The sequence below is a fragment of the Pseudoalteromonas sp. HL-AS1 genome, from assembly GCF_031198785.1.
Lineage (GTDB): Bacteria > Pseudomonadota > Gammaproteobacteria > Enterobacterales > Alteromonadaceae > Pseudoalteromonas > Pseudoalteromonas distincta.
In genome coordinates this window covers 756651-777363 of the sequence record NZ_CP133569.1, presented here as the reverse complement: position 1 = coordinate 777363, position 20713 = coordinate 756651, and the positions used below count along the sequence as shown (strand labels likewise).

The window sequence follows — 20713 nt, the reverse complement described above, 5'->3', positions numbered from 1 at the left end:
TTTTAATATTTAATTAACTAAATATGCGTTTAATTGCCCCTAAATTTAAGCTTAGCTCATACAAAAAATTGCGTTACTTTTCGAGGTTTAAACGCTTATGCCAAGCAGCAATACTTTCATCAGGGTATTCTTCAAACTGCTTGTCACCTTCATTAATGGGCGCATTTACCCAATTTGCTTTACTACCAAGCATTAAATGAGTGCGCTCTGGCGGTAAGGGTAACTCACTATCTATTGCACCAGCAAAGGGATGAACTTGCTCGGGCCAACGTGCATCGTATAACCACAAGTTAGCACTACAATGCTTACAAAAATGACGCTCTGCAGGGCTGATTTTATCGCCTATTTTTGCATGATAAATAGTTATGTGTTCACGCCCTGTAACCTCAAGCGTGCTGTATTGCGCGTTTAAATTAATAACAAACCCGCCGCTCCTTGCGGTTTTACGGCATATAGAGCAGTAACATAAATTGTAAGGATAAGGGTGTTTTGAGTTGACCGTAAATACCACTTTGCCACAGTGACAAGCGCCATTAAGCTTCATAATATATCCAATTTTTTATTGTTGGCTTGAACTAATACCTTAACTAGGTGAGCTAAAAAAACCACAACAATTACATGCTGTGGTTTTTTTTATTATTGAGCTTACTAACGCTCCCAATATCTTAAATTACGCAATGTATTTATAAATTTATCGGCTGAATGTGCCTCTAAATCTATCCAACCATCATCTGCTTTGTCATCGAGCCCTGCGGCTTTAAATAAAGGCTTAGCCTCATTTGTAAAGCCTATAAATTTCATATGTGCGTACGCATCACTTACAAAGTCTTTAGCTTCTGCTATGGCAGCTAGTTTTTCAGCTCCATCTTCGGTGGTGAGTACAAGTACCGCATCGTATAAAACCGATGGACCACCATTAATAACCTGATCAGCTTTAAAGTGCTTACCTTTACTGCATTTAGCACCGCCAACTTGCGGGGCAATAATTTCAAAGTTTGCACCTTCACTTTTAAGTGCATAGGTAACCGATTCAAAAATTTCTGCATTAAAGCCATCACTTACTAAAATACCTAATTTACGGCCTTTGAAGGTGTTGGGCGCATTTTTCAAAATACTTAACGCATCTGATACAGGTAAGTCTTTACGTGTTGGCATTGCAGCTTCAGCTGGAGCTGGCATTTCTTGCAAGCCAAGACCTTCGGCAACTTTATTTGCGAGGGTTTCGTCAATATTTAACAAGTGCGATACCAAACGTTCTCGTATTGGCAAATGCTCAACTTTAGACAGCTCAAACACGTACGCAGATTGAATATGCGCCTGCTCTACCTCTGTTTGACTTAAATAAAATTGACGAGCTTGACTGTAATGATCGCTGAATGTTTCTGAGCGATAACGCAGTTTATCACCGCCACTTACCTCAGGTTCGCTTGAGCTTTTAAAGCCATGTACTGGGCATTCGCGCGGGTTGTTTTCGCCTGCGCTCCATGAGTTTGGCTCATAATTAACACGTCCTTTTGGATTGTGCATTGCCATGTGGCCATCTTGCTGAAAATGACGCATCGGGCATTTAGGCGCATTGACCGGAATATGCGTAAAGTTAGGACCACCTAAACGCTTGGTTTGAGTATCTAAGTATGAAAAGTTACGACCTTGCAGTAGCGGGTCGGGAGTAAAGTCGAGCCCCGGTACAATGTTTTGAGTACAAAATGCTACTTGCTCTGTTTCTGCAAAAAAGTTGTCTACAACACGGTCAAGCACCATACGGCCAACAATTTGCACTGGTACTTGCTCTTCAGGTATAAGCTTGGTGGCATCAAAAACATCAAATTCAAATTCATCAGCAAATTGCTGATCAAACACCTGTACACCTAGCTCCCACTCAGGGAAGTCGCCGTTACCAATAGATTCCCACATGTCTCTGCGATGAAAATCAGGGTCCGCGCCGTTTAGCTTAAGTGCTTCGTTCCATACTACAGATTGCATGCCGCCTTTTGGCTTCCAATGAAATTTAACAAATTTCTCATCACCTTTGGCATTAATAAATTTAAAGGTATGAACGCCAAAACCTTCCATAAAGCGTAAAGAGCGTGGAATAGCTCTATCAGACATTGCCCACATAACCATGTGCATTGACTCAGGCGATAAGCTCACAAAATCCCAAAAGTTATCATGTGCTGTTTGCGCTTGCGGAAAACCTCGGTCGGGCTCGGCTTTAGCTGAATGAACTAAGTCAGGAAACTTCATCGCATCTTGAATAAAGAATACCGGTATATTGTTACCGACTAAATCCCAGTTTCCTTCTTGGGTATAAAATTTTACCGCAAAACCACGTACATCACGTGCTAAATCTGGAGACCCTTTATTACCTGCAACTGTAGAGAAACGAGTAAATACTGGGGTTTTTTCACCTTTTCGCTGAAAAATATCTGCACAGGTTAAATCTTCAAGCGTGTCGTAAGTTTCAAAGTATCCGTGTGCACCATAGCCTCTGGCGTGCACTACACGCTCAGGAATGCGTTCGTGATCAAAGTGAAAAATTTTCTCGCGCATTATGTGATCTTCTAATAATCCGGGGCCACGTTTGCCCGCACGTAATGAGTTTTGATCGTCACTTACAGGGCAGCCCTGCGCGGTGGTCATGGTAGGGTGTTCATCCGATGCCTTTTGATGCAATTCGCCGCCATGCCCTTTATTACCTGAGTATTTAAATGATTCAGCCATGTTTAGTCCTTCATACAGTTTGATTTAATGGGTCAATAGTTTTTATGAGCTTTAAAGCTAAAAGCGACTATGCAAATGCAAAATAAATACCAGCCATCCAACCTAGTAAAAAAGGGCTGTACAGATAACAATGTAGTATTTGAGGTGATTTATAAAAGAAAAAGGTTACACAGGTATGTAACTTTTTCACACAAAAAAAGAGCACTTAAAAGTGCTCTTAGATTTAAATCATTTTAAATTTAGTTAATCTTTGCTTTCGTTAACTAAAATAACTTTACGATGTGGGAAAGGTATTTCGATGTTGTTTTCATCCAGTGCTTTTTTAATTAACTCTGGCACCGTATAAAGAATATCGAAGTAATGCTCGCCCTTACAAAAAGGTCTTACTAAAAAGTCTACTGAGCTGTTGTTAAGAGTTTCTACTTCAACAAAAGGCGCTGGATCTTTTAGTATGTGTGGGTGCGCTGCAAGTACGCCATCTATAATTTTACGTACAGCCGTAGTATCTTCACCGTAAGCAACACCAAAATGCATATCCACACCACGAATTGGATGATGTGAATGGTTTATAATTTACGCGCCCCAAATTTGACTATTTGGTATAATAACCTGTTGATTATCGAACGTTTGTAAAATAGTAGTAAACATATCTACTTCTGTTACTTTACCAAAACGCCCTGCAGCCTCAATAAAGTCATTCACTTTATAAGGTCTAAATATTAGCAACATAACGCCTGCGGCAAGGTTCGACATTGCACCTTGTAACGCCAAGCCTATAGCAAGTCCCGCAGCACCGAGTAAAACAATAATAGAGGCTGTTTGTACACCAAAGCGATTTAACACAGCAATAATAACGAACGCTAATATGATGTAGCGAGCCATGCTGCCTAAAAAGCGAAAAAGCGTATCGTCAAGATGAGTGTATTTATGACACAAGCCAATAATTAAATTGCGTACTTTGCCCGCTAACCATAAGCCCGCAAGTAAAATTGCAATTGCTAGTAATATGTTGGTTGCCCACGTAATTGCAGCGGGTAAATATTGATTAATATCAATGTTGTTTATTATGTCTTCCATTGTTTTTCCTGTTTTAAAAACTTTTAGCTAGTTTTGCTATACCAAGCGCAACAGTTTAATAAAAAGTTAACCAAAGTACGGATATAGGTTTAGTTTTATATGTATAAGCACTTTGAAGGATGGATTTCTTAACTACTGCTTTTAAAACTATGGATTGATAAAATATAATTTTAAGCCCTATTTAGCGCCAATTTTTAATTAAAGATTATACTCAGTAATATCTTGCTATAACGCAGTTTGGCTCATATAGTCAGCAAATTATCACACCTTATTTTGAACATCTTTGTTTATGAAATCTTCTGCTCCTGCTAGTGATTTTGGTACTTTATTAGGTTATGCACCTGGTAATGTTGCTGTTTACTCATCTGATTATGATACGGCTGATGAAAGCATTTATCCTAATCGTAGTGCCTATCGTAGTTACCTAGACGGTATTTACATGGGCTATAAATGGCAATGCGTTGAATTTGCCCGAAGATGGATGTACCTCAATCATGGTTATATTTTTGATGATATAGCTATGGCTTACGATATTTTTGAGTTGCGTTCAGTGCGCGATGTAAATAGCCAAAACAGATTGCCACTAAACGCGTTTAAAAATGGTGCTAAACATCACCCTCAAGTAGGTAGTTTACTTATATGGGAAGAAGGCGGCGAGTTTGAAGAAACAGGCCATGTTGCTGTCATTGTTGAAGTGCACGAAGATAAAATACGTCTTGCTGAGCAAAATGTAGGGCATCAAATATGGCCAACAAATCAAAACTGGTGCCGTGAACTAAAAGCAAAAGTAACTAAAGATGGCGACTATTGGATTGAGTGCTCTTACAACGACGCCACTATTTTAGGTTGGATGACACAAACTGATGAAACAGAATATGCTGAGCCAACGTTTGAGCTAAACACTGACTTATTTACTATAGAAGCCCATAAAGCAGCAGATACAGGCCAAGCAAACAAGTCATGGTTAAATATTGCGAATGACGATGAAGCTGCCTACGTAGAAATGATGCAAGGCCATAAACTTACATCCGTAGATGAAGATCAGCATAATTACTTTGCAATATCTCAAACGGCGCAGCAAAGCATTGAGCATGCAACAAATGAGCTGCATGGTTTATTTATGCATGCAACCGACTATGTACTGCAGCACCCTGAGTTATTAAAAAAGTTTAATTTACCCGATGTTGTACTTAATAAAATTCGCCAATCGTGGGATAACCGCTTAAACCAATTAATTACCAGTCGGTTTGACTTTGCCTTAACAGCAGCAGGTTTAAAAGTTTACGAATACAATTGCGATTCGGCATCGTGTTACATGGAAAGCGGCAAAGTTCAGGGAAAGTGGGCAAAACACTTTAGTGTTAAAACGGGTGTAGATGCAGGCCAAAATTTATTTAAAGATCTCGTAAAAGCATGGCGTAAAAGTGAGGTAAAAGGTCTTGTTCATATTCTGCAAGATGATGAACCAGAAGAACATTACCACGCATTATTTATGAAAGAAGCTATTGAAGCCGCAGGCTTTGAATGTAAGCTAGTAATTGGCTTAAGCACACTTCGCTGGAATGAGTCTGGCAACATAGTAGATACTGATGGCGCACAACTGAGTTACGTATGGAAAACCTGGTCGTGGGAAACCGCACTTGATCAAATTCGTGAAGAATGCGAAGCCGACCAATCATTAGGTGATAACTTTGAACCACAATTCAAAGCTGGTGAAACGCCACGCTTAGTCGATGTATTACTGCGTAAAAATGTCATGGTGTTTGAACCGCTGTGGACATTAATTCCTAGTAACAAGGCTATTTTGCCAATACTGTGGAGCTTATTCCCTAATCATAAATATTTACTTAATACCGCGTTTGAGCTTAACGACGAGTTATTACAAACCGGATATGTAGTTAAACCAATAGTGGGACGCTGTGGCGCTAATATTCAACTTGTTGATGAACAGCAGCAAGTTATAGAAAAGACAATGGGGCACTTTGCCGAGCAAGACCAAATATACCAACAGCTATTTGCATTGCCTAAAGTAGATGATTACTTTGTACAAATATGTAGTTTTACAGCCGCCGGTAAATACTCCGGTGGTGGCGTGCGTGTTGATAAAAGCATGATCATAAACGGCCATAGCGATTGTATGGCGCTGCGTATTAAATAATAAACAATACTAAGCCCGCAATTTGCTGCGGGCTTAAGTTTGTGTAGCCCTTCCCTCTTTTAAGTTTTATAGCTATCTCAAGCGAGTTACTCCTGATAGAGTAAATTTATTAAACACCACTAATTAAGGTATTTCATGGCGAATCAATTTAATGTACTCGGCACACGCTTAAAACTATGTTGCGGTAATGGTGGCTACACACGTGAAGGGTTTTGTTATGTACCAGAATCAGATCTTGGCAATCACAGTGTGTGTGCAATTATGACTGATGAGTTTTTACAATTTTCAAAATCACAAGGTAACGATTTAATAAGCCCGAACCCTCTTTACGATTTTGAAGGTTTAAAAGCCGGTGATAAATGGTGCTTGTGTGCAGTAAGATGGCTTCATGCTATTTCAGCAAACGTTGCGCCACCAGTGGTACTTGAGGCTACAAATAAAAAATCATTAGAAATAGTGCCGCTCGATGTTTTAAAAGCGCACGAATATATAGCCAACGTTTAAATACATCTAAGAGTAACTAAATCGAAGTCTGCATATTTTACAAATATATGCAGGCTTTTCAAAAACCCAATCTCCTCTGCAGCCTTAAAAACCTTAATTTAAAATATAACCACATGTTTTTAAATTACTTTTTAAATAAATCAACTTACGGCATAGCAGTTGCTTTATTAAGTTTAAGTCACGCTCATCACGCAACACATTATATGAGCAACACATTAGTTAAGTAGGAGAAATTATGAGTAACAATAACGAATCAAACAAAACAACTAAATTTACCGCGCCAGGTATGAGTGACGAATCAGCTCAAAAAACAATAGCTACGCTAGATAACCGCATGGTTGCATTGATAGATTTACAGCTTACTTTAAAGCATATTCACTGGAACGTAGTGGGACCTAACTTTATTGGCGTACATGAAATGATAGACCCGCAAGTAGACATTGTACGCGAAATGACAGATACAATTGCAGAGCGAATTGCGACACTTGGTGCAGTACCTGTTGGCACACCAAAATCAATTGTAGATCGCCGTACTTGGGACGAATACTCTGTAGGCAAAGGCCTAGTCACCGAGCATTTGGCTGCGCTTGATAAAGTATATAACGGCGTTAATGCCGATCACCGCAAAGCAATCGAGACTCTTTCTGAGCTAGATCCGGTCTCTGAAGATATGATCACCAGCCAACTAGCCGATTTAGAGCAATTTCAGTGGTTCATACGAGCACATTTAGAATCATCTACAGGCGAATTACAGAGCTAATACATCTAAAGTAAGAAAGCCCAGCATTATTATGCTGGGCTTTTTTTTGCGTAAAAATCTATTTATCGCTACCTAGTGTATCGCCCCCACCCCAGCTAGTACAAAATCAATATAAAAACAATAGAAAATTGGTATTACCAAAATGATTTTTAATTATTTTAACCTCTCCACTATTTCGCAAATTTATAAATCATTTAGAACTTTTAATGGTCGCTCTTCCAAGTCAATATCACTTAAAAAGTAAACTAAACACGTATAAAAGTACGGCATAAAATTTAAAAATAGTACTAACAAATGTATTAAATAGTACAAATAATATATAAAAATGCCTTTGGTAAAGATACTTCAATAAAATTCATTCAAAATACAAAAAATAAAAACACACTATAAGCCTTTAAATTTATTAAATATAAGCAAAATAAAAGAGGCTTTTGTAATACATATTGTGAAATTTTGGTAAACAAAGGTTGTAAATAAAGTTGAATTGGATTAATTTCAACCATACCACCTGTATGACACGCTACAGGAAATGAACAGTTAAATTGGTTAACCAAACCAAGTAACAACACACACAATGACGCAAGTCGTACCCAAACGGGAGAGATACATGAAACTCAATCAAATTACTTCAACATTAATTAATAAGCATAAAAGAAGTAGCTCTACAGCAATCAGTGCCGCAGCCCTTTTACTAATGGCTTCTTCAAATATTGCAGCGCAAGAGGCTCCCGCAGCTTCAGAAACGGCAGCTGCAGACATTGAAGTTATTGAAGTAAAAGGCATGCTAGGCAGTATGAAAGCCGCCGCTATGCTTAAGCGTACTGACGGACGTATTGTAGATGCAATTGTTGCTGAAGACATTGGTAAGTTACCAGATAATAATATTGCAGAAGCGCTGCAACGTATTACTGGCGTATCTATTAATACCGATTTTGGTGTGGGTGACAGTGTTTCTATTCGTGGCTTACCTCAAAACCGTGTTGAATTAAACGGTCGATCTACTATTGGTGACTCTCGTGACGGCATTAGCTTGCAAGATTACCCATCAAGCTTCTTAAAAACAGTAGAAGTAGTTAAGTCTCCTACTGCCGATATGATTGAGGGTGCATTAGGCGGAACAGTTAGTTTAAAGACAGTTCGCCCATTAGAGTTAGATAAACTAACTGGCGCAGTTTCATTAGATGGCGAATACGCTGATAAAACAGAAAATGTAGCTCCTATTTTTAGTGGTTCAATTGGTAACAACTGGGACTTTGATGAAATGGGTACCTTTGGTGCCATTGCTATGTTTTCATTCCAAAATCGCGAAATTCGCCAAGATGAAACATCTAGCCGTGTTAAACCTCAAGATATCGAAATTAATGGCCAAGAAGGTAATACACCTAGTGGCAACGCTATCGTAAGAGACGAGCACAGTGTTGAACAATATGTAGAACAACGTAAACGAACTGCTGTAAATTTATCTCTTCAATGGGCACCACAATCTGGTAATGGCATGGTGTATCTTGATTTAAGCGGCACAAAGCGCTCAGGTGAACAAGCTGGTAACTCTATTTTAGGTGTCGCAGGTTCGTTATCAACAGATGCAAATACAACTCAAGATGCTAACGGCGTAAACAATTACACGTTAACAAACGAATTTGGTATTCCTAAAACATACAGTGACTTTCGTGAAACTGACTCGTTTTCAAATGCACTTGGTGCAGAGTGGAACCTTACTGACAGCATCAAAATCTCTGGTGAAATTGCGGTAGCATCATCAGAAAGCGTAAGACCTGATTCTGAATTTACACTTCGCCCAATCGAAAAATCAACATTTGAAGCAAGTGGCGGAACTCAGCTAACAAATCATTTATATGATGGTGCATTCTCTCAAGACGGTAATAAATTACCAAGCATCATTCATTCAGATCCTAATGCATTTACTGACCCACAAAACTTAGCACTTCGTACGTTTAAAAGTGAAGATAGAAGAACAGACAATGACGAAACAGCTATTCGTTTTGATGTTGAAATGTTTGAGCCACTCAGCAGCTTAAGCTGGGTATCTAAAGTAAAAGCGGGTGTACGTGTTACTAACCGCGATTACGAATATGAGCAATACAAAGTTGAAATTAAAGACATTTATAAAAATGCATTTAACGACTCAGACGGTTCGTTAGCCACTTTATGGGTTGATGACTACAACGCTGCTTTTTCAAATAGCTTTACAACAGTTAGCCACGACAACTCTTTTGACCAACTAGGTCATTCGGGACAAAACGACCTACTAACCTTTTTAAACTACAACGGTTTATCTAACCCGGCCAATACTTACGCTCAACTTCAGCAGTTACTTGCAGGTACTAACCTAGCGTCAACAGGTAGTCTTTCAGATAACCAAGAGTTCCAAGAAAGCGCATACCGTAACGTAGTTGAAGATACAGCTGCCGTGTATATATCAGCTTACTTAGACTTTGATAACATCACTGCAATTGTGGGTGGTCGTTATGTAACTACAGATTTAGAATCAAGCGTATTTCTTAATGGCGAAAAAGTAACTGGCGACAATGACTACAGCGACTTTTTACCAAGCTTAAACGTAACGTATAACTACTCAGACGAAACATTATTCCGCTTTGCTGCTGCAAAAGTTATGCGCCGCGCTGACTTTAGCGAACTAAGCCCTGCATTTGACGTTAATAACGACATTACAGGTGCAACGCAAGGCTCTATTGATTTAGAACCATATCGTGCAACGCAATACGACTTATCTGTAGAGCATTACTTTGACCAAGGTAACGTAATTTCTTTCGCAGTATTTTATAAAGATGTTGAATCTTTCTTAAGTAACGAAAGTAGCTGTGTGGCGGCATCTAGCACTTCAACAGGCCAAAACGTAACTCAATGGAACCAAGTATGTCAGCTTGACGTTGCAGGTGTTTCACAAGATAACCTAGTTTACTCGGATGCAACTGACTTCCCAGTAGATGCTGATGGCTTTAACCATGTAGCAGGCTTACGTGACGCAGGACTAACGGGTATCGATACTGTTAAAAATGTAAACGGTGAAAACGGCTCAGTACAAGGCTTTGAAGTTGGTTATCAACAATTCTTTACAGACCTACCTGGTGCATTTTCTGGCTTAGGCATTAACGCAAACTACACATACGCAGACAGCGAGCAACCAAACGGTAACCCGTTATTAGATATTTCTAAAAATACGTATAACTTACAAGTATTTTGGGAATACGAAGGTTTCTCTACTCGTCTAGCTTATAACTACCGTGACAGTTTCTTAGATACTGAAAACGAGAAACGTGTAGAAAATATTAACTCAGACGGCAGTATTTCAGCAGAAGGTACTGTTTACGGTAATAACTACCGTGACGACAGAGGTCAGTTAGACTTCTCTGCGAGCTGGGATATTAACGAAAACGTGACCTTAGTAGGTAATGCGACCAACTTAACGGGTGAGCCTTCTATTTACCTATCTGAACTAGGTGGTGCTTGGAAGTACACTGAAGCGGATCGCCGTTACAGCTTTGGTATTCGCGCTAAATTTTAATTTTCCCTAGAAACTAAAGCCTGCTTTTATGCAGGCTTTTTTACGTCTACAAAAAAGTGGCACTTGTGTTAAAACATCGCACAATTTTTATAACTAAATATTTATTTAAAGCAATAAAATTATCATTGAATAATACTCCAAACTAAAATTTAGATACCGCTTAAACAATACCAACCTCCCGCACTTCACTTTTAGCGCACAAACTAAGCACCATACATTGCACTAAAAACCAGCAACCTTGCAGCTTGGTTATAAAATGTCTAGTATTCTAAAGCTGTACTTATAATTGGTACTAAAAAAGGATTAACAATGTCTCTAAAATACATAACAACAATATCAATCACATTATCATTACTATTATTAACAGCATGCGGCTCTGGGGGAAGTAAAACAAAAGAGGCTGAAAGCATTGAAATACCACAATCAAAAGCGGTTATTAATAACAGTCCCTTAAGTGACTACAAAATAATTATCTATGGTAATAGCCATAGTTCACAGTTAGGGGGCTTATTAGAAATAATTATTACAAACCAGTTACCTAGCACTTTAGTCAAAATAACGACTGTTAGTGGTCGATTTTTAGATGAAATAGTCGCAGTAGATGCAAATGTCGATAAATTAAAAAGTGATAACTGGAGTCATGCAATTTTTCAAGGCCAAAAGTACTCACAATCAGGTTCGACTGACTACCCTACAAGTGCAACTGAGCGATTAATCTCGAACGCAAAAGAGCATAAAATTACACCTATTTTATTTCCAGAGCATCCTCAAAAAGGGGATCCCGCAGAAGCAAAGCAGGTTTACGACCTCCATTTAGCAATCAGTCAAAAACAACCTAGCTGCATAGCGCCTGTTGGCTTTGTATGGAATCGAGTATTAGAAATAATGCCTAGTATAAACCTTCATAGTGCCGACGGTAATCATGCATCCTATGCTGGGAATGTCCTTACAGCGATGACCTTTTATCAAATCATTACCTCGGAATTAACAGACACAATGCCATTTATTCCTGCTATAGATTTAACACAGCAAGAACAAGCTTTATTTGGACAAGTAGTAACAGAAGTACTTGAGTTATATCCGGCATGTGGTGCTAAATAATCTTAAAAATTTAAAACTAGATTTTAGATTTAGTGATTTCCTGAGGTGCTCAATATCAGTACATTAATACTACGCACATAAGCTGATTAAAAGACACCTCAGGAAAATTCAATTTTCACTTTTTTGCCAAATTATAAATTTAATATCTTGATAAATAATCATCTGCAATTTATTAAAATAACCGCCGTCCTAGCTATACTTATTTGAATATTAAATTTACTATCAAAACGTTGTAACTATTAGCAGGAAAACTAAAGTGCTGTCGCGTTTATATAATTTTATGCCCGGTTTAAATACATTGCTGCACTATGAACGCCAATGGTTTGCTGATGATGTAAGGGCGGCGCTATCAGTAGCGGCAGTGGCTTTACCTGTTGCCATTGCTTACGCACAACTAACCGGTGTTAACGCCGCCGTAGGGTTATACTCTTGCATACTGCCAATGATGCTATATGCACTTTTTGGTACTTCAAAACAATTAATAGTCGGCCCTGATGCCGCAACTTGCGCCGTTATTGCCGCTGTAGTAACACCTCTTGCTGCAGGTGACAGCTTTAAGCATTGGCAACTTGTTGTCACCATGACCGCTATGACCGGCTTTTGGTGCTTTATAGCCAGTAAATTTAAGTTAGGTGTATTAGCCGACTTTTTATCTAAACCTATTTTAATGGGCTTACTAAACGGCGTAGCTATCACTATTATTGTTGGTCAATTTTCTAAAGTATTCGGTTTTACCTTTGATGAGCGCTACTTACTTGAACGCCTCGGTGGTGTGCCCACATACCTAGCGCAAACACATGTTCCCACCTTATTAATGGCTTTGTTTACACTGGCGGTCTATTTTGCCATGAAGCGCATAAGACCCACGTGGCCTGCATCTATGTTTGCTATTGCTTTTGGTGCGCTTTTGGTATGGATTTTTGATTTAAAACAATTTGATATAAAAACCATTGGCACCGTAACTGGCGGGCTCCCCGTTTTTAATACCCCTGTTTTTGATTTAGGGATTATTCGTGAGCTGGTGGTACCCGCACTTAACTTAGCCATCGTGAGCTTTGTTAGTATGATGCTAACTGCCCGCAGCTTTGCTGCTAAAAATGGCTACGACATAGACGCCGATAAAGAATTTAGAGCGTTGGGTATTGCCAATATAGCGTCAGCTCTATCGCAAGGTTTTGCCGTCAGTGGCGCCGACTCACGCACCGCTGTTAACGATGCAACAGGTGGTAAAACGCAGTTAGTATCAATAATAGCAGCAGCTATTATTGCGCTCATAGCTGTATTTTTAACAGCCCCACTTGAATTTATTCCAAGCGCAGCGCTAGGTATTGTACTTATTATTGCCTCTGTACACTTACTCGATTTAAAAGCTGTTTGGCAATTAAAACGAAAAGACAAACAGGCATTTTATCTCGCCTCAGCCACCTTACTTGCGGTGTTATTTATTGGCGTTATACCAGGGATCACACTTGCTGTATTACTGGGGTTATTTCAATTTATTCGCACTGTTATGCGCCCAACCGACAATATTCTCGGCGTAGATGTTAACGGTGTAGTAAGAAGTTTAGACGCCACAGATAAAGCAAAAGCAGTGCAAGGCGTGTTTATTTACCGCTTTAATTCACCTTTAACTTACTTTAATGCCAGCTACTTTAAACGCAGATTACTTGAGCAATATGCAAGGCAAAAAGACGACACTCAATGTGTAATAATTGACGCTGTGCCCTGCTTTACTCATTTAGATTTAAGCGTAATGGCCATGCTTGCAGATCTCGACGTTATATTTAAAAAGCGTGATATAAGGCTTGAGCTTGCAGGTAGAAAACGTCAGTTACTTTCGTGGTTTGATATTGCAGGAATGAAGTCCGGAAAAGAAGGTATATATATTCACTCAGACTTATACATCGCCCTAAAAAGAAATAGCGTAAGGCAGCATACACAAGAAGTTAGCTTGTTTGAGTCAGACGAAAATAAAGAACCGCTCACACAGCAATAAAATACAATAAGCAGATCAGCTAACTGATCTGCTGTTTAGTACTAATTACTTTTTATACTTTTGGGTAGTTTGAAGGAAAAAACGCTTTTTTAGCGTCTTCATCAAACTCTTTTTTAAAGGCTATATCAGTACCAATTGCGCGTGCACGTGCAACCGCTGGGCGGCTATCAATGCTTTCAAACCAACGCTTAAGATTTGGGTACGGCGCTAAGCCCTCTTCACCTAGTACAACCGGTGCTTTATCAATCCAGCCCCATGCAGATACATCAGCAATGGTATATGTATCACCCACTATAAAGTCACGACCTTCAAGGTGAGTATCAAGTACTTCGTAATGGCGCTGCGCTTCACGTAGATAACGATTAACCGCGTAATCAAGCCCTTCTGGCGCCATGTGTCTAAAGTGAACACTTTGCCCTGAATACGGACCTAAACCCGATGCGATAAACATTAACCACGACAGCATTTCAGCGCGGTCATCGCCCTTGCCTTCAAGCTTCCCATATTTTTCAGAAAGGTACATTAAAATAGCATTCGAATCGAACACACGCGTTTCACCATCAACAATTGCTGGCGCTTTAGCGTTTGGATTAATTGCTTTAAATTCAGGTGTATGTTGCTCACCTTTTAAAGTATCAAGAGGAACAAGTTCAAACGGTAAGCCTGTTTCTTCTAAAAAGAGTGCAACCTTCATTGGGTTAGGAGTATGGTGAAAATAAAATTTAATCATGTAAAGTTCCTCAATAATTGAGCAATGATTAAAGCACAACTTGAGCGGGTGTTCAAATTAAGTTTTAACTAAGTAAAATACACAGTTAAAACGTGATTTAATTGTGAGTATTTCGTGATACTTCATTCGTAAATATTATTTAGGCTGAATGCAATATCAGCCTTTTCGAGCCATCACATGCTTTTAGAAGCTTATGATTCACAAGGTTGCAGAATTTGCCCACCAGCAGAGCTGCTGAGTTTCAAAATTTACAGATGATGTAAAACTATAGACTGGTTTAATCCCTATTAATTCCGATGTTAATTACTGAGAGTGTTCAGTATGGAAAGATCCTTTTTACTTTCGCTGGTTTTAAAAAAACTTCAAAAATAATAATAGAATAGCAAAATGCAATGTCTTTTTTTTAGCCGGTTCTACATGTTAAAGTTGTCATTATCACTAAATTACTCTTATAGTGAATCTATATAAATATTGAGCATTACTATGATAAAAGCACAAATACCAGCTGACGAAGAATCTAGATTAAAGGCCCTTTACGAGTATGAAATATTAGATACTGAAGCCGAAAAAGTATTTGATGATTTAACTCAACTTGCTTCTGATATTTGTGAAGCCCCCATATCACTTATAAGCTTAGTTGATCCACAAAGGCAGTGGTTTAAATCAAAGTATGGTATCGATGTAGACTCCACCGAAAGAGATATCGCATTTTGCTCTCATACAATACTGCAAGACCAAGTATTTGAAATACAAAACGCTCTACTTGATGAACGTTTTTATGATAACCCTCTAGTAACCAGCGATCCAAACATTCGGTTTTATGCGGGCACACCGCTAGTTACACCTAGTGGCAGCACAATTGGTACATTATGTGTTATCAGCGACCAGCCAAAAAAGCTAACTCAAACACAAATTAACGCACTGAAAATACTTGGCAAAGAAGTTATTGCACAACTTGAGCTCAGGTTAAACAACAGAAAGCTGGCCACTGCATTAAAACAACAACAAATACATAATAAAAATCTTGAAGAACTAAAAAAAGAAGCTGACACAGCTAACACTCTAAAAGGTCGATTTTTAGCAAATATGTCGCACGAGCTAAGAACCCCGCTGCACGGCATTTTAAATTTAGCTGAGTTTGGACTAGCAGAAACTTCAAATATAGAAAAAGATAACGCCTTAAAGAGTATTTTAAGCTCCGCGAATATACTCTCAAATATTGTAAATGACATTTTAGACTTTTCAAAAATTGAAGCGGGTAAATTAAATATTGAGAATATTAACTTTAACTTGAGCGAAGTCATTAACAATGTAATTAATCCACTAATGAAACAAGCCACAGATAAAGGCATAAAATTTATTCCATCTATAGATAAAAATATCGCTACAACCCTAAAAGGCGACCCTGTCAGAGTTTCTCAAATTTTAAATAACTTATGCTCAAATGCGATTAAATTTACACAACAAGGCCAGGTAGAGTTTAAAGTCACTGTAAAGGAGAACCTCTTAAACACGCAAAATATTGTATTTGAAATAATCGATACGGGTATTGGTATTAGTAAAGCTGCACAGCAAAATTTATTTCAAGAGTTTCATCAGGCAGATTCATCTACGTCTAGAAAGTACGGGGGCACGGGCCTTGGCCTCTCCATTTGCACCAAGCTAAGTGATTTAATGAATGGCAAAATCAACTTCACGAGTAAAGAAGATAAAGGTTCTGTATTTATTTACCAACAAAGCTTTGAAACATCAGAACTCGATGAATTATTAAAACCAAATAAAGAAATAACCAATTTACAAGGGTGCACTATTTTGGTTGCCGAAGACAATAAAGTAAATCAAGTTGTCGTAAGTAAAATGCTACAAGCTCATAATGCGAAAGTAATATTTACCGAAAATGGCAAAGAATGCGTTGATTACTTTTTTACCAACCATGTTGATTTAATTTTTATGGACATTCAAATGCCAGTGATGGATGGAGTGCAAGCCACTAAGATAATTAGAGAGCAACAAACAGATAAAACAACGCCAATTATTGCCATGACAGCCAACACCATGAAACCAGATATTGAACACTATTTGAATATTGGTATGGATGGCTATTTAACGAAGCCATTTAATAAAGATCATTTAAATAGCTTGCTCAATGTTTATAATCCAAAAAACTCAAATCTCAAAAATTTAGCAGTTAAAGTTAGTAACCCAAACATTACGAGTGAACGTAAGCTAAAACAGATATGCAATGAGCTAAAAAAGTTAATTTCAAATGCCGACAGAGTCAGTCTATGGTTGTTTAATCACGACTATACTGCCATTAATAGCTTAATTTGCCTTGATGAAAAAAATGAGATAGTAAGTAATGCAGTTTTAAAAGCTGAAGATTTTCCTGCATACTTTGACTATATTTTAGAGCATAAAGTATTAGACGCATCAGATGCGAGAAACCACGAAATCACTAAAAACTTAACCAAGGTTTATTTTGAACCATCAAACATTTACTCCTTGCTTGATTACATCTACTTTATTGATAACAAACCGCTAGGTGTTATTTGTTGTGAAAGTGTTGGCTCAAAAATTTCATGGAGCCATGCAGATAAACTGTCACTTATTAAAGTAGCTGATGTAACAACCTTGTTTTTATCCAAACAGTTGAAATCATAGTAGCTACTTTGATTTATTAAGCATCGCTTTTAAATCGGCAAATGGAGAATGCGTTGCAGCCTCAACTTTTCGCACTGTAGTCGACCCGCCATACATAATATGTTCGTGGTATTTATTGTGCTCATTGTCGTGGCAATAAATACACAATAACTCCCAGTTACTGCCATCCTCTGGATTATTACTGTGGTTATGATCTATATGATGCACCGTTAACTCACGTAAATTAGAGTACTCAAACTCGCGGGCACAACGCCCACATACCCAAGGGTACAATCTTAAGGCTTTAATTCGGTAACCTTCCTCTTGCTTCACATAAGCCTGAGGTACTGCGTTATTCTTACTCATAGTATTCCTGGTAAATTTACTATTTCGGTGATCAATACTAAAAAACTTAATTACTGACAAATCACCAAAAGAAGTATCTATATGCCGGCCTGTTTGCTCCCACGCACGTAGTACGACCATAAGTTTTTTATTGTCGGAAGTCCAAGAAATTCCACCGCCGTATGCTTCAACTTTTTCGGCCCCCGAATCTTTTAACCCCAGCCCAGGGTTTGTGTTTTGAATATGCCCTTTACCTACTTTGTATTCAGCAAATACGTGAACATTATGCGGTAACGAAAATGATAAAAGCGAGCCAATACTCGCCCCATACGAATTAGAAATTAACTTAGTGACATGTGGTGCAGACGAATTTAAAAAGTCAGCCTGAAACACAATATTATCTTTGTTCTCAAGAGATACATGCTTGAAAGACCAAGCGCCAACAATACTTAACGACAAATCAAATTTGCTGCTTAGCTTTGGCCTATTAAGAAAAAAATGCTCAAACAAAGACTCTTTATTATTAAAGGTATAAAAGTTGTGTTGGCCAGATAGCTCAAACTTGGTTGAACGTGTATTTTGCGAGAAAATTTGATCCGTTTGATTGCCGCTTAAATTGCTAGCCGTGCTTTGCAGCCCTTCAAGCGTTTGATAATTAAATGTGATTTTAGAATTTTTAAATTTTCTATACGAAAGCAGTATATCCTGTGTTTTTGTTTCAACATCATCTTCAAAAATGTCGGCAGAGTAGCCAATTTCAATATCGTTAATATCAAAAAACACACCCACACGCTGGTTATTTATGGGCTTTAACGAAAACAGTGTTTTTTGATTACTCCCCGCCAAGTCATCGTATATTAGCGCGTGGCTAGTGCTTGGGTTTGAAATAGTTGTACGTACCGATTTTAAGTCGAAGTCGAAAGCCAATACAGCACTGGATTGAAATGCCGCTAAAACAGCAAAGCCCACAATAACCAAGTAATTGCGATTCATTAAAAACACTCAAAAATTAATTTGTATTAGAGTAGCGTTTTTTTCACCTTAACTTATCACAAAAGATTAACAATTGATGAAAACTTTAAATAATGCGCTTTATGCCATTTTTTGAGGTGCTTTCAAGGTCAAACTCATTCACATGCTTAATTAGCTCCGGGAAGAACGCTAAAAACACGGCTTCTAATTCATCGTAATTCTGTGCTATGTCATCAGCCGCGCCCGCAAAAGTGTTAGTAAAGCGAATACGCTTGGCAATATTATCAAGTGCTAGCCCTATTCCATCCATGGTTTCGTATTCTTTAAACCAATCGTTTTTAGTCATACTTGTTACAACATGCTGCATACGCGTTGGCATAACAGGTATGCGATTATTTAAAAGCTGATAGCTGGTGTACTTAAAGTCACTTAAAGGTTGCTTGCTAAATCGTTGCCAATGCACAATTAAAAAATGATCAAACACCACATCAATAGCTACACCAGCAAAGCGCTTACGCTCGGGTGAAAAGTACTGTTTAGCGTGTTTTACTACTGGGTGAGAGTCGGTAAATTTATCGACTAAATAGTGGTTATCGAGCCCGTTTTTAACTGAGTTTGGTAAGTGCTTTACATGTCTTTTTCCACCAAAGTCACCCAACAGGTTCCCAAAGTGAGAATCGGCTGTGGGCTGCGCTAAATAAAGATGAGCTAAATAATTCAAAGTGTTCTCTGATTGGCTAATACAAATAAATAATAACGCAAATTTAAACCAAACTCACATTCGTGTTTAAACCAGTACTTATGGTTTTGCTTACCAGTTTTTACTCAAACAAACTCATAGTATTGTATAAACATCGCAACTATAAAACGAGTATATAAAAAGCCGCTATATCAGCTATGGCGGCTTTTTAATGCTTAAGCTTTGTTGTTAGTTTAGTTACTCGACTTTACCCAATTTCCATTATCATTTTTGCTATAACTATTTTTAACCGCCGACCAAGCTACTTTGTGCGCTGTTGTTTCGCGGTCATCATCGTTTTTTCTATCGCTAGGGTCCTTATAGGTATCCCACGCACTATTAAACGCCTCTTGATATATCTCTTGAGCATGTTTAGGTAAGTTACTTTTTACCGACTCAGGTAATTCATCACGATTTTTATATGGCATAACTTTCTCCTTGTATTTACTCAATTACGCCACAAGCAACACGTTTGCCACCGCCACCTAATGGCTTTGGCTTATCTGCATAGTTATCACTTCCTTCGTGAATCATTACTGCGTGTTGTTTAAGTTTTTCAAGAGTGAGCCTTGGCGCTAAAACAGGCGATTTAGCTTGGCCACTTTCATTTACATACAACGCCGGTAAATCGCCTAAATGGCCATCCCCCCAAGGAGCATCATGATGCTCGCTAGCTTTTGGATCGAAATGCCCACCAGCGGCGCCCCCCGGCACAACTTTATCGCCTTTTTCCTTGGGTTCACAACTTGCAAATTGGTGAACATGAAAACCATGCTGCCCCGGTGTTAAACCTTTTAAACTTGGTGTAAAAACAACACCCTTATCATTTTCTGTTAGTGTAATAGTACCTAGTGATTGCCCTTGTCCTGACTTAGTTACTTGGTGCATTTGAACTTTTACATTAGCCAATGCGCTATTTTGTAGTAACACACCGGTAAGTAGTATCGCAAAAGTTGGTTTTAAAACGCGGGTTAAAGATCTTTTAGCGTTTGAATCAAACTGCAAACAATTCATCATCATCTCCTCGTTTAGTATCAAATTAATAAAACAATAACGCTAAATTAAGCGACTATTAAACAAGTAGTTTCAATGTATATACCAGCCCTACGCGTAAACATGAATTTATGTATGATTTATTTTTAATTTATTGATTAAAAAGTAAATTTATAATTTTTAATAATTTTAAATAAATAGCTAATTAATTAAAAAACTGACTTTCGCCCAAAAGTTAAGCATAAACCAAGGCATATTTACAAACAGAATGGCAACTTTACAAAACTGATAAAAGGAGATTACCGACGATCCAACCCAAAAAGACAAGCCAAGTTAAAAAGTAGCTATTAAAAAAGCCGTTATTATATACGCGGTAGTCTCGAGAGTTGGTGTTGTTAGGGGGGCCTTACGACATGTAATAAAAAGCGCC

At 38.3% G+C, this 20713-nt stretch carries 14 protein-coding genes and 1 pseudogene; 7 read left to right on the top strand and 8 right to left on the bottom strand.

The features are described from left to right. Positions 1 to 73: 73 nt before the first annotated feature. From RB214_RS03640 to RB214_RS03630, 3 genes and pseudogenes are all read right to left on the bottom strand, one after another. Positions 74 to 544, bottom strand: coding sequence for a GFA family protein (locus tag RB214_RS03640; RefSeq protein WP_309168390.1), 471 nt, complete (start codon positions 542 to 544; stop codon positions 74 to 76). A gap of 104 nt (positions 545 to 648) precedes the next feature. After that, positions 649 to 2721 (bottom strand): catalase, encoded by a 2073-nt coding sequence (locus RB214_RS03635; RefSeq protein WP_309168389.1) that lies wholly within the window; start codon positions 2719 to 2721, stop codon positions 649 to 651. A gap of 243 nt (positions 2722 to 2964) precedes the next feature. Further along, a pseudogene (locus tag RB214_RS03630) lies at positions 2965 to 3798 on the bottom strand (mechanosensitive ion channel family protein). 289 nt (positions 3799 to 4087) lie between these two features. Here RB214_RS03630 and gss point away from each other — a divergent pair. The 6 genes from gss to RB214_RS03600 all read left to right on the top strand — a co-directional run bounded on the left by gss (position 4088) and on the right by RB214_RS03600 (position 13864). After that, positions 4088 to 5956: a bifunctional glutathionylspermidine amidase/synthase gene (gss, locus tag RB214_RS03625; protein ID WP_309168388.1), complete on the top strand. Its 1869-nt coding sequence runs from the start codon at positions 4088 to 4090 to the stop codon at positions 5954 to 5956. A 135-nt stretch (positions 5957 to 6091) separates the two neighbouring features. After that, positions 6092 to 6460 carry a DUF2237 family protein gene (locus RB214_RS03620; protein WP_024605487.1) on the top strand — a complete coding sequence of 123 codons (369 nt, stop codon included), beginning with the start codon at positions 6092 to 6094 and terminating at the stop codon, positions 6458 to 6460. A gap of 235 nt (positions 6461 to 6695) precedes the next feature. Then, positions 6696 to 7220 (top strand): DNA starvation/stationary phase protection protein Dps, encoded by a 525-nt coding sequence (gene dps, locus RB214_RS03615; protein ID WP_024595435.1) that lies wholly within the window; start codon positions 6696 to 6698, stop codon positions 7218 to 7220. A 607-nt stretch (positions 7221 to 7827) separates the two neighbouring features. Then, positions 7828 to 10767 carry a TonB-dependent receptor gene (locus RB214_RS03610; RefSeq protein WP_309168387.1) on the top strand — a complete coding sequence of 980 codons (2940 nt, stop codon included), beginning with the start codon at positions 7828 to 7830 and terminating at the stop codon, positions 10765 to 10767. Between the two features lie 309 nt (positions 10768 to 11076). Further along, entirely contained in the window at positions 11077 to 11868 is a 792-nt protein-coding gene (locus RB214_RS03605) for a hypothetical protein (RefSeq protein WP_309168386.1), read from the top strand. 256 nt (positions 11869 to 12124) lie between these two features. Next, positions 12125 to 13864, top strand: coding sequence for a SulP family inorganic anion transporter (locus RB214_RS03600; protein WP_165743142.1), 1740 nt, complete (start codon positions 12125 to 12127; stop codon positions 13862 to 13864). A 52-nt stretch (positions 13865 to 13916) separates the two neighbouring features. Here the strand turns inward: RB214_RS03600 and RB214_RS03595 are convergent, their stop codons facing one another. Next, a complete protein-coding gene (locus tag RB214_RS03595) occupies positions 13917 to 14594 on the bottom strand; it encodes a glutathione S-transferase family protein (protein ID WP_039485204.1) in 678 nt (225 codons plus the stop codon). Between the two features lie 483 nt (positions 14595 to 15077). Here RB214_RS03595 and RB214_RS03590 point away from each other — a divergent pair, with 483 nt between their 5' ends. Then, positions 15078 to 17255, top strand: coding sequence for a response regulator (locus tag RB214_RS03590; RefSeq protein ID WP_309168385.1), 2178 nt, complete (start codon positions 15078 to 15080; stop codon positions 17253 to 17255). A 3-nt stretch (positions 17256 to 17258) separates the two neighbouring features. Here the strand turns inward: RB214_RS03590 and RB214_RS03585 are convergent, their stop codons facing one another. The 4 genes from RB214_RS03585 to sodC all read right to left on the bottom strand — a co-directional run bounded on the left by RB214_RS03585 (position 17259) and on the right by sodC (position 20304). Beyond that, on the bottom strand, positions 17259 to 17600 hold the full coding sequence (locus RB214_RS03585) for a YajD family HNH nuclease (RefSeq protein WP_309168947.1): 342 nt from the start codon (positions 17598 to 17600) through the stop codon (positions 17259 to 17261). 1057 nt (positions 17601 to 18657) lie between these two features. Further along, positions 18658 to 19272: an ACP phosphodiesterase gene (locus tag RB214_RS03580; RefSeq protein ID WP_309168384.1), complete on the bottom strand. Its 615-nt coding sequence runs from the start codon at positions 19270 to 19272 to the stop codon at positions 18658 to 18660. A gap of 212 nt (positions 19273 to 19484) precedes the next feature. After that, positions 19485 to 19718 (bottom strand): ChaB family protein, encoded by a 234-nt coding sequence (locus tag RB214_RS03575; RefSeq protein WP_039485228.1) that lies wholly within the window; start codon positions 19716 to 19718, stop codon positions 19485 to 19487. 16 nt (positions 19719 to 19734) lie between these two features. Continuing rightward, the gene (sodC, locus tag RB214_RS03570) at positions 19735 to 20304 is read right to left on the bottom strand and encodes a superoxide dismutase [Cu-Zn] SodC (protein WP_309168945.1); all 570 of its coding nucleotides are present in this window, start codon (positions 20302 to 20304) and stop codon (positions 19735 to 19737) included. Positions 20305 to 20713 lie beyond the last annotated feature (409 nt).

Coding starts and splice junctions, on each gene's coding strand:
- RB214_RS03640 (WP_309168390.1), bottom strand. CDS start 544: ATGAAGCTTAATGGCGCTTGTCACTGTGGCAAAGTGGTATTTACGGTC.
- RB214_RS03635 (WP_309168389.1), bottom strand. CDS start 2,721: ATGGCTGAATCATTTAAATACTCAGGTAATAAAGGGCATGGCGGCGAA.
- gss (WP_309168388.1), top strand. CDS start 4,088: ATGAAATCTTCTGCTCCTGCTAGTGATTTTGGTACTTTATTAGGTTAT.
- RB214_RS03620 (WP_024605487.1), top strand. CDS start 6,092: ATGGCGAATCAATTTAATGTACTCGGCACACGCTTAAAACTATGTTGC.
- dps (WP_024595435.1), top strand. CDS start 6,696: ATGAGTAACAATAACGAATCAAACAAAACAACTAAATTTACCGCGCCA.
- RB214_RS03610 (WP_309168387.1), top strand. CDS start 7,828: ATGAAACTCAATCAAATTACTTCAACATTAATTAATAAGCATAAAAGA.
- RB214_RS03605 (WP_309168386.1), top strand. CDS start 11,077: ATGTCTCTAAAATACATAACAACAATATCAATCACATTATCATTACTA.
- RB214_RS03595 (WP_039485204.1), bottom strand. CDS start 14,594: ATGATTAAATTTTATTTTCACCATACTCCTAACCCAATGAAGGTTGCA.
- RB214_RS03590 (WP_309168385.1), top strand. CDS start 15,078: ATGATAAAAGCACAAATACCAGCTGACGAAGAATCTAGATTAAAGGCC.
- RB214_RS03585 (WP_309168947.1), bottom strand. CDS start 17,600: ATGAGTAAGAATAACGCAGTACCTCAGGCTTATGTGAAGCAAGAGGAA.
- RB214_RS03575 (WP_039485228.1), bottom strand. CDS start 19,718: ATGCCATATAAAAATCGTGATGAATTACCTGAGTCGGTAAAAAGTAAC.
- sodC (WP_309168945.1), bottom strand. CDS start 20,304: ATGAATTGTTTGCAGTTTGATTCAAACGCTAAAAGATCTTTAACCCGC.